16 protein-coding genes and 1 pseudogene are annotated in these 12,487 nt (G+C 53.0%); 1 reads left to right on the top strand and 16 read right to left on the bottom strand.

Features of this window, described 5'->3' with window-relative positions:
- Positions 1-2 precede the first annotated feature (2 nt).
- Both petA and ACFQ1Z_RS08860 read right to left on the bottom strand, forming a co-directional pair.
- Entirely contained in the window at positions 3-623 is a 621-nt protein-coding gene (petA, locus tag ACFQ1Z_RS08855; protein WP_379057028.1) for a ubiquinol-cytochrome c reductase iron-sulfur subunit, read from the bottom strand.
- Between the two features lie 116 nt (positions 624-739).
- Complete coding sequence (locus ACFQ1Z_RS08860; protein ID WP_379057029.1) at positions 740-1,486, bottom strand: Nif3-like dinuclear metal center hexameric protein; 747 nt, start codon at positions 1,484-1,486, stop codon at positions 740-742.
- Between the two features lie 52 nt (positions 1,487-1,538).
- Here ACFQ1Z_RS08860 and ACFQ1Z_RS08865 point away from each other — a divergent pair, with 52 nt between their 5' ends.
- Positions 1,539-2,699, top strand: coding sequence for a S1C family serine protease (locus ACFQ1Z_RS08865; RefSeq protein ID WP_379057030.1), 1,161 nt, complete (start codon positions 1,539-1,541; stop codon positions 2,697-2,699).
- A 12-nt stretch (positions 2,700-2,711) separates the two neighbouring features.
- Here ACFQ1Z_RS08865 and tatC read toward each other — a convergent pair whose 3' ends face one another.
- The 14 genes and pseudogenes from tatC to hisG all read right to left on the bottom strand — a co-directional run bounded on the left by tatC (position 2,712) and on the right by hisG (position 12,448).
- Positions 2,712-3,446: a twin-arginine translocase subunit TatC gene (tatC, locus tag ACFQ1Z_RS08870; RefSeq protein ID WP_379057031.1), complete on the bottom strand. Its 735-nt coding sequence runs from the start codon at positions 3,444-3,446 to the stop codon at positions 2,712-2,714.
- A gap of 429 nt (positions 3,447-3,875) precedes the next feature.
- A pseudogene (gene tatB / locus ACFQ1Z_RS08875) lies at positions 3,876-4,071 on the bottom strand (Sec-independent protein translocase protein TatB); the annotation flags it as partial.
- 14 nt (positions 4,072-4,085) lie between these two features.
- Positions 4,086-4,265 (bottom strand): Sec-independent protein translocase subunit TatA, encoded by a 180-nt coding sequence (tatA, locus tag ACFQ1Z_RS08880; RefSeq protein ID WP_379057032.1) that lies wholly within the window; start codon positions 4,263-4,265, stop codon positions 4,086-4,088.
- Between the two features lie 33 nt (positions 4,266-4,298).
- Positions 4,299-4,628 (bottom strand): histidine triad nucleotide-binding protein, encoded by a 330-nt coding sequence (locus ACFQ1Z_RS08885; RefSeq protein ID WP_379057033.1) that lies wholly within the window; start codon positions 4,626-4,628, stop codon positions 4,299-4,301.
- Entirely contained in the window at positions 4,625-4,942 is a 318-nt protein-coding gene (locus ACFQ1Z_RS08890; protein ID WP_379057034.1) for a phosphoribosyl-ATP diphosphatase, read from the bottom strand. Before ACFQ1Z_RS08890 ends, ACFQ1Z_RS08885 begins: the two co-directional genes overlap by 4 nt.
- Positions 4,935-5,318 (bottom strand): phosphoribosyl-AMP cyclohydrolase, encoded by a 384-nt coding sequence (hisI, locus tag ACFQ1Z_RS08895; protein WP_379057035.1) that lies wholly within the window; start codon positions 5,316-5,318, stop codon positions 4,935-4,937. The genes ACFQ1Z_RS08890 and hisI overlap by 8 nt, the downstream gene beginning before the upstream one ends.
- Positions 5,315-6,079, bottom strand: a complete 765-nt coding sequence (gene hisF / locus ACFQ1Z_RS08900) for an imidazole glycerol phosphate synthase subunit HisF (RefSeq protein WP_379057036.1) — start codon at positions 6,077-6,079, stop codon at positions 5,315-5,317. The genes hisI and hisF overlap by 4 nt, the downstream gene beginning before the upstream one ends.
- Entirely contained in the window at positions 6,079-6,819 is a 741-nt protein-coding gene (hisA, locus tag ACFQ1Z_RS08905) for a 1-(5-phosphoribosyl)-5-[(5-phosphoribosylamino)methylideneamino]imidazole-4-carboxamide isomerase (protein WP_379057037.1), read from the bottom strand. The genes hisF and hisA overlap by 1 nt, the downstream gene beginning before the upstream one ends.
- Before the next feature lie 52 nt (positions 6,820-6,871).
- Entirely contained in the window at positions 6,872-7,516 is a 645-nt protein-coding gene (hisH, locus tag ACFQ1Z_RS08910; RefSeq protein WP_379057038.1) for an imidazole glycerol phosphate synthase subunit HisH, read from the bottom strand.
- A 30-nt stretch (positions 7,517-7,546) separates the two neighbouring features.
- Positions 7,547-8,137 carry an imidazoleglycerol-phosphate dehydratase HisB gene (hisB, locus tag ACFQ1Z_RS08915; RefSeq protein ID WP_379057039.1) on the bottom strand — a complete coding sequence of 197 codons (591 nt, stop codon included), beginning with the start codon at positions 8,135-8,137 and terminating at the stop codon, positions 7,547-7,549.
- 185 nt (positions 8,138-8,322) lie between these two features.
- Complete coding sequence (hxlA, locus tag ACFQ1Z_RS08920; RefSeq protein ID WP_379057040.1) at positions 8,323-9,204, bottom strand: 3-hexulose-6-phosphate synthase; 882 nt, start codon at positions 9,202-9,204, stop codon at positions 8,323-8,325.
- A 217-nt stretch (positions 9,205-9,421) separates the two neighbouring features.
- Positions 9,422-10,486 carry a histidinol-phosphate transaminase gene (hisC, locus tag ACFQ1Z_RS08925; RefSeq protein WP_379057041.1) on the bottom strand — a complete coding sequence of 355 codons (1,065 nt, stop codon included), beginning with the start codon at positions 10,484-10,486 and terminating at the stop codon, positions 9,422-9,424.
- A 9-nt stretch (positions 10,487-10,495) separates the two neighbouring features.
- Complete coding sequence (hisD, locus tag ACFQ1Z_RS08930) at positions 10,496-11,791, bottom strand: histidinol dehydrogenase (RefSeq protein ID WP_379057042.1); 1,296 nt, start codon at positions 11,789-11,791, stop codon at positions 10,496-10,498.
- A gap of 15 nt (positions 11,792-11,806) precedes the next feature.
- Entirely contained in the window at positions 11,807-12,448 is a 642-nt protein-coding gene (hisG, locus tag ACFQ1Z_RS08935) for an ATP phosphoribosyltransferase (protein WP_379057043.1), read from the bottom strand.
- Between the last annotated feature and the right edge of the window lie 39 nt (positions 12,449-12,487).

A 12,487-nucleotide genomic window follows, 5' to 3' on the forward strand; every position in this document is an offset into this window, starting at 1 on the left:
ATTTAAGCCTCCGCCTTTTTGTCATCACCAATCAGGATGGTGGTTTCTGTCAGATATTGGTGTGGCGGCACGATAAGGTTAGTCGGGGCTGGTGAGCCTTTGAATACCCGGCCAGTCAGGTCGAATTTCGACCCGTGGCATGGACAGACAAAACCACCCGGCCAGTCAGATGTTTGCGCAAAGTTATCATTTGGCGAACAACCCAGGTGTGTGCAGGTGCCCAACATCACCGCAAACTCGGGTTTGATCGCGCGTGCCTTGTTCTTGCAATATTCAGGTTGCTGAGGCACTTCCATATTCGGGTCAGACAGATCGGCATCGTGCTTGTCCAGTATCGCCATCATTTCTGGCGAACGGCGCACTATCCACACTGGCTGACCACGCCATTCGGCCGTCAACTTCTCACCTGGCTTCAGCTTGCTGATATCCACTTCTACCGGTGCACCAGCGGCTTTGGCCCGCTCACTGGGTAACATGCTGCCGACAAATGGCACCGCTACTGCAGCCACTCCGACAGCACCGGTGGCAGCAGTTGCTTTCACCAAAAAATCACGCTTTTGCAAATCCACCTCAGATGGCGCGCAAAACGACAAACTAGGATTGTCGATTTTGTTTTCTGACATTGGCTTCCTTAATCTACCCTTTTAAGGTAACAGTTAGATCAAAACTTGAGTCGCGATTATACATTTTCCGCATGCACAATCCAAATATAATTCAATAAGTTATTGATATTTATCAATTAAATCGGGTTCTCCACTTCTATGTAAATATGCTCTATACCGCGATTTTCTGCCAACCACTGCCCCAGGGCCTGTACGCCATAACGTTCGGTCGCGTGATGACCAGCGGCGATATAGGCGGTTGCGGTTTCCTGCACCGTATGCCAGGTCTGCTCCGAGACTTCGCCACTGACAAATACATCCACCCCGGCCGTCACCGCTTGCTGGATATAAGACTGTGCCGCGCCTGTGCACCAGGCGACGGTGCGCACCTGCTGCTGCGGGTCACCCAGCAGTTGCACCTGGCGGCCCAATCGCAGGCTGATATGTTCGCCCAGTTGCGCCAACGACACCGCTTGCGGCAAGGCCGTCATAGGCAGCATATTTTTGTCATCCAGATAGCGCACCAGCGGCCAGCCCAGCACTTTTGCCAACTGCACGTTATTGCCGACTTCAGTATGCGCGTCTAAAGGCAGGTGATAAGCCAGCAGGCTGATATCGTGAGTGAGTAATTGCTTCAGGCGCTTGCGTTTGATACCGGTGATTTCTGCCGGCTCGCCGCGCCAGAAATAACCGTGATGCACCAGGATGGCATCGGCGTCTGCTTCAATGGCAGCGTCTATCAACGCCTGGCTGGCAGTGACGCCGCTGACTATGCGGCGCACCTCTGGCCTGCCCTCAACCTGCAATCCGTTAGGGCAATAGTCCTGAAATCTGACAACTTGCAAAAAATTAGCCAATTCGCTAACAAGACGATTCAATTCCATCTCTGACTCTCATATACTGATCAATTATTAAAACAATTATTAAACTGCCACCATGCGACAACTCTGGACTATATTCTCACAAGCGGTCACCGTCTGCCTCGGTATTCTGTTTGTGATGAAATTATTTTATCCCAACCTGCTGGTGCAATCTAACGCTCAACCGGTGACGGTCAAACCTTCTACCGTCAGCAACCAGGCCGCGGCTATCGCCAAAAGTGGCTATCGCAGCGCTGTCAGCAAGGCGACGCCTTCGGTGGTCAATATCTTCACCACTGCGCATATCAGCCAGGACCCGCACCGCGCGCTAAAAAATGACCCCTTATTTAGGCATTTTTTTGGCGAAGAGATGGAAGAGGAAGATGAGCAGCCGGAGAATAGCCTGGGCAGTGGCGTCATCGTCAGTGCCGATGGCCTGATACTGACCAATAACCATGTCATCAGCTCGGCAGACCAGATAGAAGTCGCATTGAGTGATGGCAGTAAATCATCAGCCACTGTGGTCGGCACCGACCCCGAAACCGATGTGGCAGTGCTTAAGATAGACCGTAAGGATCTCCCTGCCATCACTTTCAGCAACAGCGAGCAAATGAAGGTCGGCGATGTGGTGCTGGCGATAGGCAACCCGTTCGGTGTCGGCCAGACAGTCACACAAGGCATCATCAGTGCCTTGGGGCGCAACCATCTGGGCATCAATACTTTCGAGAACTTTATCCAGACCGATGCTTCTATCAACCCCGGCAATTCCGGCGGCGCGCTGATAGATACCAATGGCAACCTGATAGGCATCAACAGTGCCATTTATTCGCGCAATGGCGGTAGCATGGGCATAGGCTTTGCCATCCCGGTCAGCATCGCCCAGCAGGTCATGGAGCAGATCACTTCCAGCGGCTCTGTCACGCGCGGCTGGATAGGCATAGAAGCACAGGACATCACGCCAGAACTGGCAGAATCATTCAACTTGAAGAGCATCAACGGCTCGTTGATCGCAGGCGTGTTGCTGGATAGCCCGGCAGACCGCGCCGGTTTGCGCCCCGGCGATATCCTGACCGCCATCAATAAAAAGCCGGTGGTGGACAGCCAGTCCATGCTCAATATCATCGCCTTGCTGAAACCGCGCGAGAAAGCCACTTTGTCTATTTTGCGCACTGGCAAAAAAGTGGATATAGAACTTGTAGTAGGTAAGCGCCCACTACCGAATAAGATACCTAAATAATTGCTATCTTAATTATGCAGAAGTTGCGCTGGCATCGCGTTCCGGCAGCCAGCGCACTACCAGCAGCCCGGCTTCGTACAATATCCATAACGGGATAGCCAACATAAACTGCGACACGATGTCCGGCGGCGTAAAAATCGCCCCCAACACAAACGCACCGACGATCACATAAGCACGCGCTTCTTTCAGTTGCGCCAGCGTCACCCAGCCCATCAGTGCCATCAGCACGACTGCCACCGGCACCTCAAAGGCAAAACCGAACGCCAGGAACATGCCTATCACAAAATCCAGGTACTCAGCGATATCGGTCATCACGGCGACGCCTTGCGGTGCACTACCCACCAGAAAACCGAATACCACAGGAAACACGGCAAAATAAGCGAAGGTCATGCCGATAAAAAACAAGATCAGCGACGCCACCAGCAAGGGTAGCAGCATGCGCTTTTCGTGCGTATATAAACCCGGTGCCACGAATGCCCAGCACTGATAAAGTATCCAGGGCAACGCCAGCAGGAAGGCAGCCAGCATGGTGACTTTCATAGGCACAAAAAATGGCGTGGTCACGGCGGTGGCTATCATTTGTGCGCCTTGCGGCAACTTGGCCAGCAGCGGTGCTGCGAGCACGCTGTAGAGCTTGTCGGCAAACGGGAACAAGCCGACGAAGATGAGCAGCAAACCCGCTACCGCGCGTAGCAGGCGGTTGCGCAACTCAACCAGGTGGGTGATGAAATTTTCAGTAGGCGTCATACATTAAAGCGCATTCATTACGCACTTAAGAATGCGGTTCATCAACAAACATATCCGGCGTATCACTGCCCGGCTTGGGTTTAGGCTTGCGCGGCCGCTTGCTGGCGGGGGCTGCAGCCTCTGTCTCTGGCGTAGTTTGCGCTATGCCAGCTGCGCTAGTGTCTGGTTTGGCGGCCACTTTTTTTGCTGCCACCTTCGCGCGGCTTTTAGCTGTAGGAGCTGGGTTTTCTGCAGTATCTTGCTGCGTATCCGACTGCGCTTTTGCCTGGCGTGGCTTACGCGGCTTTTTAGCGGCGGTCTCAGGCGGCTGTTCCAGCACTTGTGAGTCAGTTATCTGAGCTTCAGTTATCTGCGCTTCTGTCACCTGCGAGTCGGCCGGCAGTATGCTACGCTCTATATCCACATAACTCTGTTGCAGGCTGGAATGCACTTCGTCCTGCAACTTCTGCAACTCGGCAAAGCGTGATTCACGGTTGACTTCATCCTTGACCTGGGCGACAAAGCGCTGCAAACGGCCAAAAAAAGCGCCCGCAGTGCGGGCGACTTTTGGCAATTTTTCCGGGCCGATCACTACCAATGCAACGATGGCGATGACCAGCAGTTCAGAAAAAGAGATATCAAACACAGTTCAGGCAGTGATTATTTTTTATCAGACAACTCGTCCGGCTTGGACTCGCCCTTGCCTTCATTGACGGCTTTTTTAAACTCATTGACCGCCCCGCCGACATCACTACCGATATTACGCAGTTTTTTGGTGCCGAACACCAGTACCACGATCAGTAACACTATCAACCAATGCCATACACTGAAGCTTCCCATCACGATCTCCTTAAACTTGGGTAGTGGTTGCGCTTATGCTGCAGCCCCGCCACCGTAGACATGCAAATGAATATGAAACACTTCTTGCCCGCCTTCGCGGCCCACATTCATCAACGTTTTATAGCCGACCAGGCCTTGCTCCGCCGCCAGTTTAGGCGCCAGCAACAGCATGCCACCAAGCAGATCCTGGTCTTCAGGCTTACAGTCTTTCAATGTCTCTATATGCTTTTTCGGCACGATCAGAAAGTGTACTTTTGCCATGGGGCGGATGTCGTGGAAAGCAATGACATTGTCGTCCTCATAAATGCTTTTAGAGGGGATGCTGCCAGCCGCGATCTTACAAAAAATGCAATCTGCGCTCATTCTGTTCTGCTCGCTTTCTCTGCAATGCCGGACAAACCTTCGCGGCGCGCCAGCTCATTGAGCACATCCTGTGCGCTCAAACCGGCATGGCTTAACAAAACCAAGGTATGGAACCACAGATCAGCGGTTTCATAAATGATCTCTTCGGCATTGCCGCCCTTGGCAGCGATCACAGTTTCTGTGGCTTCTTCGCCTATTTTCTTCAGAATACTGTCCAGGCCTTTGGCATACAGCTTGGCCACGTATGATGAAGCAGGATCAGCAGATTTGCGCTGTTCCATCAGCTCAGACAGTCGATTGAGGACATCACTCATGATAAATCGCTTTCGGGTCTTTGATCACAGGCTCGACAGTGACCCAGTCATCATTCTGCAATTGCTGGAAAAAGCAATTATGGCGCCCGGTATGACAGGCGATACCGCCCTGCTGTTCCACCGTCAGCAACACCACGTCGTTATCACAATCCAGGCGGATATCATGCACAATCTGGGTGTGCCCGGACTCTTCGCCCTTGTGCCATAGTTTGTTGCGTGAACGTGAGTAATACACGGCATGACCGGTCTCGCGCGTCAGCTGCAATGCTTCGCGATTCATCCAGGCAAACATCAGTATCTTGCCTGAGGAATGTTCCTGGGCGATGACCGGCACCAGGCCGTCATTGTTCCAGGCTACCTGATCCAGCCAGGTCATCGTATTTCCAAACCGTGTTGTCGCATATAGTCTTTTGCCTGCTGTACCGTAAATTCACCATAATGGAAGATACTGGCGGCCAGCACTGCATCCGCCCCGCCCAGGGTCACACCATCGACCAGGTGCTGCAGATTACCGACACCGCCGGAAGCGATCAGTGGTACTTCGACCGCATCGCTGATGGCTTTGTTCAGCGGATTATTAAAGCCTATCTTGGTGCCATCGCGGTCCATGCTGGTGACCAGCAGCTCGCCGGCACCCAGGCTGACCATTTTGCGCGCCCACTCGACAGCATCCAGGCCGGTCGCGTTGCGGCCACCATGGGTGAACACTTCCCACTCAAATGGCTGGTTGTCTACTTTTTTGGCATCGATGGCGACCACTATGCATTGTGAACCAAAACGGCTGGCGGCATCTGCCACCACCTGCGGATTCAGCACTGCCGTGGTATTGATGCTGACCTTGTCAGCACCGGCATTCAGCAAGCGCCGCACGTCTTCGACTTTACGCACGCCACCACCTACGGTCAGCGGGATGAATATCTGCTCGGCCACGCGCTCTATGATATGCAGTATCAGGTCTCTATCATCTGAGCTGGCGGTGATATCGAGAAAGGTCAGCTCATCGGCACCCTGATCGTTATAGCGCTGCGCGATCTCTACCGGGTCTCCGGCGTCGCGCAGTTCAAGAAAATTGACACCTTTGACCACGCGACCATTGGTCACATCCAGGCAGGGGATGATGCGTTTAGCACATCCCATTATGCGCTGAGCTCATCTGCCAATGTCTGGGCTGCCGAAAAATCCAGTGTACCTTCATAAATCGCACGCCCGGTGATGGTACCAATGATGCCTTCAGCCTGCACCGCACATAATTGACGCACATCATCCAGGTTGGTGACACCACCACTGGCGATCACCGGTATGGTCAAGGCTTGTGCCAGCGCCACAGTCGCTTCGATATTGACACCGGTCAGCATGCCGTCACGGCCGATATCGGTATAGACTATGCTTTCCACACCATAATCTTCAAATTTTTTCGCCAGGTCTATCACGTCGTGACCGGTCAGCTTGGACCAGCCATCAACCGCGACCTTGCCATCCTTGGCATCCAGACCAACCATGATCTGGCCAGGGAAGGCATAGCAGGCCTCATGCAGAAAGCCGGGGTTCTTTACCGCGGCAGTGCCTATGATGATGTAGCTGATGCCGTCATCAAGATAACGTTCTATGGTATCCAGGTCGCGGATACCGCCACCCAGCTGGATAGGGATATCGCCACCTATAGCCGCAACGATAGACTTGATGGCATTTTCATTGACCGGCTTGCCGGCAAACGCACCATTCAGATCGACCAGGTGCAGGCGTTTGCCACCCTGATCCACCCAGTGTCTGGCCATGGCCGCCGGGTCTTCAGAAAATACGGTGGATTCTTCCATCAGCCCCTGCTTCAAGCGTACACAGTGACCATCTTTTAAATCAATTGCCGGGATAATTAACATGCTGTTTAGTATTGAAATATAACGAGTTTTGACAAAGGTTAGGAAAACACAATCATGGTTTCCAGTTTACAAAATTACGCAAAAGTTGCAAGCCTGATTCTGCACTCTTTTCCGGGTGAAACTGCACGGCAAATACGTTGTCCTGCGCAATCGCACAGGTATAGTCAAACGGATAAGCCGTAGTCGCTGCGGTCAGCGCTGAATCTGTAGGCGCCACATAGTAGCTATGCACATAATAAAAACGGGCCAGGTCAGGGATATCCTGCCATAAAGCGTGTGCCCCGCTTTGCTGGACCTGGCTCCAGCCCATATGCGGCACTTTCAGTTTGCCACCGTGGGCATCCAGCATTTTTTCGGCTGGAAAGCGCTTTACTTCGCCAGGGTAAATTGCCAGGCCAGGCACATCCCCTTCTTCAGAATGCTCAAACAGCATTTGCAGACCGATACAGATACCGAGGAAAGGCTTGTCACGGGTGGCATCTATCACTGCCTGGCGTAAACCGCGTGTATCCAGCTCGCGTATGCAGTCCGGCATCGCCCCCTGGCCAGGAAACACTACGCGCTCAGCTGCGGCGATCTGTTGCGCATCACTGGTGATCTCTATGTGCAGGTCCGGCGCCACCGCTTTCAAGGCATTGGCGACAGATCTTAAATTACCCATGCCGTAATCAATGACGGCGACTTGCAAACGATTCATGTATGGCGATTCATGTATGGCTTATGGGCTTTATAGCGAACCCTTGGTCGATGGCATCATCCCGGCCATGCGCGGGTCTGGTGTAATGGCGACACGCAAGGCACGACCAAATGCCTTGAAGATCGTTTCCGCCTGGTGATGGGCGTTGTGGCCCTTCAGGTTATCGATATGCAGGGTCACCAGCGAGTGATTGATGAAGCCCTGGAAGAACTCATGAAACAAGTCTACATCAAACTCACCTATCATGGCACGTGTGAACTTGCAATCAAACTCCAGGCCTGGGCGGCCGGACAGATCCAGCACCACGCGGCTCAAAGCCTCATCCAGCGGCACATAGCTGTGGCCGTAACGGGTCAACCCTTTTTTGTCACCCAGTGCCTTGGCAAACGCCTGGCCCAGGGTGATGCCTATATCTTCCACCGTATGGTGCGCATCAATGTGCAAATCACCTTTGGCATGCACTTTCAGATCTATCATGCCGTGGCGGGCGATCTGATCCAGCATGTGGTCGAGAAAGCCAATGCCGCTGTGCAGATCAGACACACCGGTGCCATCCAGATTGATAGCAACTGTAATTTGGGTTTCGAGTGTATTGCGCGTGACTTCAGCTTGGCGTGACATAGTGGTAAGAACGGGTGTTCACAGAGATTTAGCAAATAATACAGGCATTTTACCGCAAGTCTTCCCGGCCAGGCAAAATCTGTCACTAAAAACAAAAAAGCAGTCCGTGAGGACTGCTTTTTTAGACTGCTGATTTTCTGCTGTTGACCAGCCCAGGGCGGCCAACAGATCGAATCTGGCAGAGATTAGTTAGCTGGGGCAGCTTCAGCAGCTGGTGCAGCTTCTTCAGTTGCTGCTGGAGCAGCTTCTTCAGTAGCAGCAGGAGCTTCAGCAGCCGGAGCAGCATCAGCAGGTGCAGCTTCTTCAACCACTGGCGCGTCAGAAGCTGGAGCAGCTTCTTCAGATTTTTTGCCCAGCAGTGAGAATACCAATACTGCAGCAACCGCAGCGATGATCCATGGCAGCAACTTGTTGCCACCTTTAGCAGAAGTACCAGCACCGTGAGCGATCTTGGTGATTTCTGAAGCAGCAGCAGCTGGGTCAGCAGCACCGTAGATAGCAGCACCAGCAACAACGATGTCAGCACCAGCGTCAACTACTTGTTTGGTTGTAGCAGCTTTAACACCACCAGCAACAGATACTTTAGCGCCTGTTTTCAAGCCAGATACCAGGCCCAGGTCAGCAAAAGGTGTGTGACCAGCAGCTTGTTGATCCAAGCCAGTGTGTACACCAATGATGTGCGCGCCCAATTTAACTACTTCTAATGTGCGTGCTTTTTTGTCTTTAACGTTGATCAGGTCAACTTGAGCTTCTTTACCGTATTTGTTAGCAGCATCGACCACACCTTTGATGGTGCCGACATCTGCAGTACCCAGCACAGTCACGATATCCGCACCGGCTTTGTAGAATGGCTCAGCTTCGTAGAAGCCTGCATCCATGGTTTTCAGGTCAACCAAAATCTTGTTGTTAGGGAATTTAGAACGCAATGCTTTCAACAGTTCGATACCGTTATGCTTGATACAAGGTGTACCAATTTCCAGGATATCAACGTGTGGCGCCACTTTGGCGGCCAAAGCGATTGTTGCGTCAAAATCCAATGAGTCTAATGCCATCTGGGTTTGTGCCATTTTTCTTCCTCCGAGTTTGCTCTATTTTAAATCCAATGAACTTTTGCGCAGCAATGATGCAAACGCAACCCTCACTGCACATTATGTACAATAGCGTGCATCATAACCGCATTTCAAACAAAATGACAATATTGCGTCATCTTTTTTTACGTCGCCAAAGAATCATTTCAGCGATGTTAGCCGTGCAATTGCTGCACATACTTTGCTTTTAGCGACATCAGGCCCGTAAAAGACCAGTCAGCGCCTGTATCAATGCCTGGTTTTGTGCGTCATTACCTATGGTGATACGCAAAAAGTCGGCGATCCTGACCGGTTTTTTGAAATGCCGGACTATGACTGCCTGTTCACGCAAACCTGCTGCCAGTTGTTCACCAGTGTAGCCAGCATGACGGGCAAAGATGAAATTGGCACCGGATGGCAACACTTCAAAGCCCAGTGCCTGCAAATCGCTGACTAACTGCTCGCGCGCGTTTATCACCTGCTGGCGGGTGTGCTGGAAATAAGCCTCATCCTGCAAGGCAGCGATGGCGCCGGCTTCTGCAAAGCGGTCTATGGGATAAGAGTTAAAACTGTCCTTGACGCGTATCAGCGCTTCGATCAGGCCGGCGTCGCCCACCGCGTAGCCTATACGCAGCCCGGCCAGCGAACGTGATTTGGAATAGGTGTGCGTCACCAGCAAGTTGGGGTAACGGTTAACCAGGGCGACGGCCGACTCGGTGCCAAAATCCACGTATGCTTCATCAATGACGACGACTGAATCTTTATTGGCCTGCAACAGGCGTTCTATCTCGGCTACAGGCAGCGGAATGCCGGTCGGTGCATTGGGGTTAGGAAAGATGATGCCGCCATTCGGGCGCAGATAATCGTCTATGGCGATCTCAAAGCGCGCATTCAGTGGCACCGTTTCATACTCTATACCGTACAAGCCGCAATACACCGGATAAAAACTATAAGTGATATCGGGGAACAACAATGGCAACTCTTGCTTGAGCAAGGCCTGAAAGATATGCGCGAGCACCTCGTCCGAGCCATTGCCTACAAACACCTGGTTGGTGTGCAGGCCGTGATATTCGGCGATGGCTGCTTTCATGCGGCTGGAATCCGGGTCAGGATACAGGCGCAGGCTATCGCCCGCTTCTGCCTGCAAAGCCGCAATCACCCTGGGGCTGGGCCCGTAAGGGTTTTCGTTGGTGTTCAATTTGATCAGGTTTTGGATCTTGGGCTGCTCGCCTGGCACATAAGGTGTCAGGGCATGCACGATCTCGCTCCAGAATTTGCTCATCTGCCTGGCCTATTTCAAACGATATTCGGCGCTGCGTGCGTGCGCCTGCAAGCCTTCGCCATAAGCGAGGGTAGCGGCGATCTTGCCCAGCGTTTGTGCACCGGCACTGGAGACCATGATCAGGCTGGACCGCTTCTGGAAATCATACACACCCAATGGCGAGCTGAAGCGCGCTGTGCGTGATGTCGGTAATACGTGATTTGGCCCGGCACAGTAATCACCCAGGGCTTCGCAGGTATCGCGGCCCATGAAGATGGCACCGGCGTGCTTGATCTTCTTGCTGAAATCCAAGGCGTCATCCATGGATAACTCCAGGTGTTCCGGCGCGATAAAGTTACAGATCTCGGCCGCTTCTTGCAGGTCTTTAACCTGTATCAGTGCGCCACGATTCTGCAAGGAGGTACGTATGATCTCCTGCCTGGGCATGTCGGTGACCTGGCGTTCTATGCTGGCTTGCACCTGGTCGAGAAACTCGGCACTCGGTGACAGCAAGATCGCCTGTGCCAGCTCATCGTGCTCTGCCTGGCTGAACAGGTCCATGGCGGTCCAGTCCGGGTTGCTGTGGCCATCACTGATGACCAGGATCTCGGACGGGCCTGCCACCATATCTATACCTACCACACCGAATACACGGCGTTTGGCAGCAGCGACATAAGCGTTGCCCGGGCCTACGATCTTATCTACCTGTGGCACAGTCTCGGTACCATATGCCAGCGCGCCTACTGCCTGCGCACCGCCGATACAGAATACGCGCGTCACACCGCACACCGCAGCCGCAGCCAGCACCAATGGGTTCTTCTCGCCATTGGGTGTAGGCACCACCATGATCAGCTCTTGCACCCCTGCCACTTTGGCCGGGATAGCATTCATCAGCACAGAGGAAGGATAAGCGGCTTTACCCCCTGGCACATACAACCCTACGCGGTCTAGCGAGGTGACCTGCTGCCCGAGCAAAGTGCCGTCGGCTTCGGTATATTGCCAGGATTGCATGACCTGCTTTTCGTGATAGCTGCGCACCCGGTCAGCCGCCGCCTGCAAGGCCTCGCGCTGGTCTGCCGGCAGGCTGTTTAACGCCGCCTGCAATTCAGCTTGCGGGATCTCCAGCTGTGCCAGGCTGGTGGCACTGGTTTTATCAAAGCGATTGGTATATTCCAGCACTGCAGCGTCACCACGGGCTTTGACGTCCTTGAGGATATTGGCGACCACCTGGTCTATGTTATCGTCCTGCGCGGTCTCAAACGCCAGCAAGGCTTTCAGTTCGCGCTCAAAATCTGCAGCTTGGGTGCTTAAACGTTTAATCTTCATATCTTTATACTGTGATTAGTCTTTCTGTATAGCTTCAGCAAAACTGTCTATGATGGGCTGCAAGGCGGGACGGTTGACCTTGAAGGAGGCCTGGTTCACCACCAGGCGCGAGCTGATGGCACCTATCTCTTCCACGGCCTTGAGCTTATTGGCGCGCAGGGTGCCACCGGTACTGACCAGGTCGACGATCGCATCGGCCAGTCCCACCAACGGGCCCAGCTCCATAGAGCCATATAATTTGATCAGGTCTACGTGCATGCCTTTGGCGGCAAAATGTTCACGCGCGGTTTTCACATATTTGGTGACGACTTTTAAACGTGCGCCCTGGCGTATGCTGGCTTCGTAATCAAAATCTTCGCGCACGGCGACCATCATCTTGCAGCGGGCGATATTCAGATCCAGCGGCTGGTACAGACCTTCGCCACCATGCTCATCCAGCACGTCCTTGCCGGCGATGCCTATATCTGCCGCGCCATACTGCACATAAGTAGGCACATCGGTGGCACGCACTATGATCAGACGCACATCATCACGGTTGGTGGGCAGTATCAGTTTGCGAGAAGATTCGGGGTCTTCCAGCGAGCGTATGCCTGCCGCTGCCAGCAGCGGTGTGGTTTCCTCGAAAATGCGCCCTTTGCTGAGTGCGATAGTAATCATTATTGGTTTAACCTAGGCTTTATTTTAATTTGGGTATTA

Origin of the sequence: Methylophilus luteus, assembly GCF_042676265.1 — a bacterium.
In the GTDB taxonomy this organism is placed as follows: domain Bacteria; phylum Pseudomonadota; class Gammaproteobacteria; order Burkholderiales; family Methylophilaceae; genus Methylophilus; species Methylophilus luteus.

Bases quoted from the DNA above. Each gene is read 5' to 3' on its own strand.
- petA (WP_379057028.1), bottom strand. From the start codon at position 623: ATGTCAGAAAACAAAATCGACAATCCTAGTTTGTCGTTTTGCGCGCCA.
- ACFQ1Z_RS08860 (WP_379057029.1), bottom strand. From the start codon at position 1,486: ATGGAATTGAATCGTCTTGTTAGCGAATTGGCTAATTTTTTGCAAGTT.
- ACFQ1Z_RS08865 (WP_379057030.1), top strand. From the start codon at position 1,539: ATGCGACAACTCTGGACTATATTCTCACAAGCGGTCACCGTCTGCCTC.
- tatC (WP_379057031.1), bottom strand. From the start codon at position 3,446: ATGACGCCTACTGAAAATTTCATCACCCACCTGGTTGAGTTGCGCAAC.
- tatA (WP_379057032.1), bottom strand. From the start codon at position 4,265: ATGGGAAGCTTCAGTGTATGGCATTGGTTGATAGTGTTACTGATCGTG.
- ACFQ1Z_RS08885 (WP_379057033.1), bottom strand. From the start codon at position 4,628: ATGAGCGCAGATTGCATTTTTTGTAAGATCGCGGCTGGCAGCATCCCC.
- ACFQ1Z_RS08890 (WP_379057034.1), bottom strand. From the start codon at position 4,942: ATGAGTGATGTCCTCAATCGACTGTCTGAGCTGATGGAACAGCGCAAA.
- hisI (WP_379057035.1), bottom strand. From the start codon at position 5,318: ATGACCTGGCTGGATCAGGTAGCCTGGAACAATGACGGCCTGGTGCCG.
- hisF (WP_379057036.1), bottom strand. From the start codon at position 6,079: ATGGGATGTGCTAAACGCATCATCCCCTGCCTGGATGTGACCAATGGT.
- hisA (WP_379057037.1), bottom strand. From the start codon at position 6,819: ATGTTAATTATCCCGGCAATTGATTTAAAAGATGGTCACTGTGTACGC.
- hisH (WP_379057038.1), bottom strand. From the start codon at position 7,516: ATGAATCGTTTGCAAGTCGCCGTCATTGATTACGGCATGGGTAATTTA.
- hisB (WP_379057039.1), bottom strand. From the start codon at position 8,137: ATGTCACGCCAAGCTGAAGTCACGCGCAATACACTCGAAACCCAAATT.
- hxlA (WP_379057040.1), bottom strand. From the start codon at position 9,204: ATGGCACAAACCCAGATGGCATTAGACTCATTGGATTTTGACGCAACA.
- hisC (WP_379057041.1), bottom strand. From the start codon at position 10,486: ATGAGCAAATTCTGGAGCGAGATCGTGCATGCCCTGACACCTTATGTG.
- hisD (WP_379057042.1), bottom strand. From the start codon at position 11,791: ATGAAGATTAAACGTTTAAGCACCCAAGCTGCAGATTTTGAGCGCGAA.
- hisG (WP_379057043.1), bottom strand. From the start codon at position 12,448: ATGATTACTATCGCACTCAGCAAAGGGCGCATTTTCGAGGAAACCACA.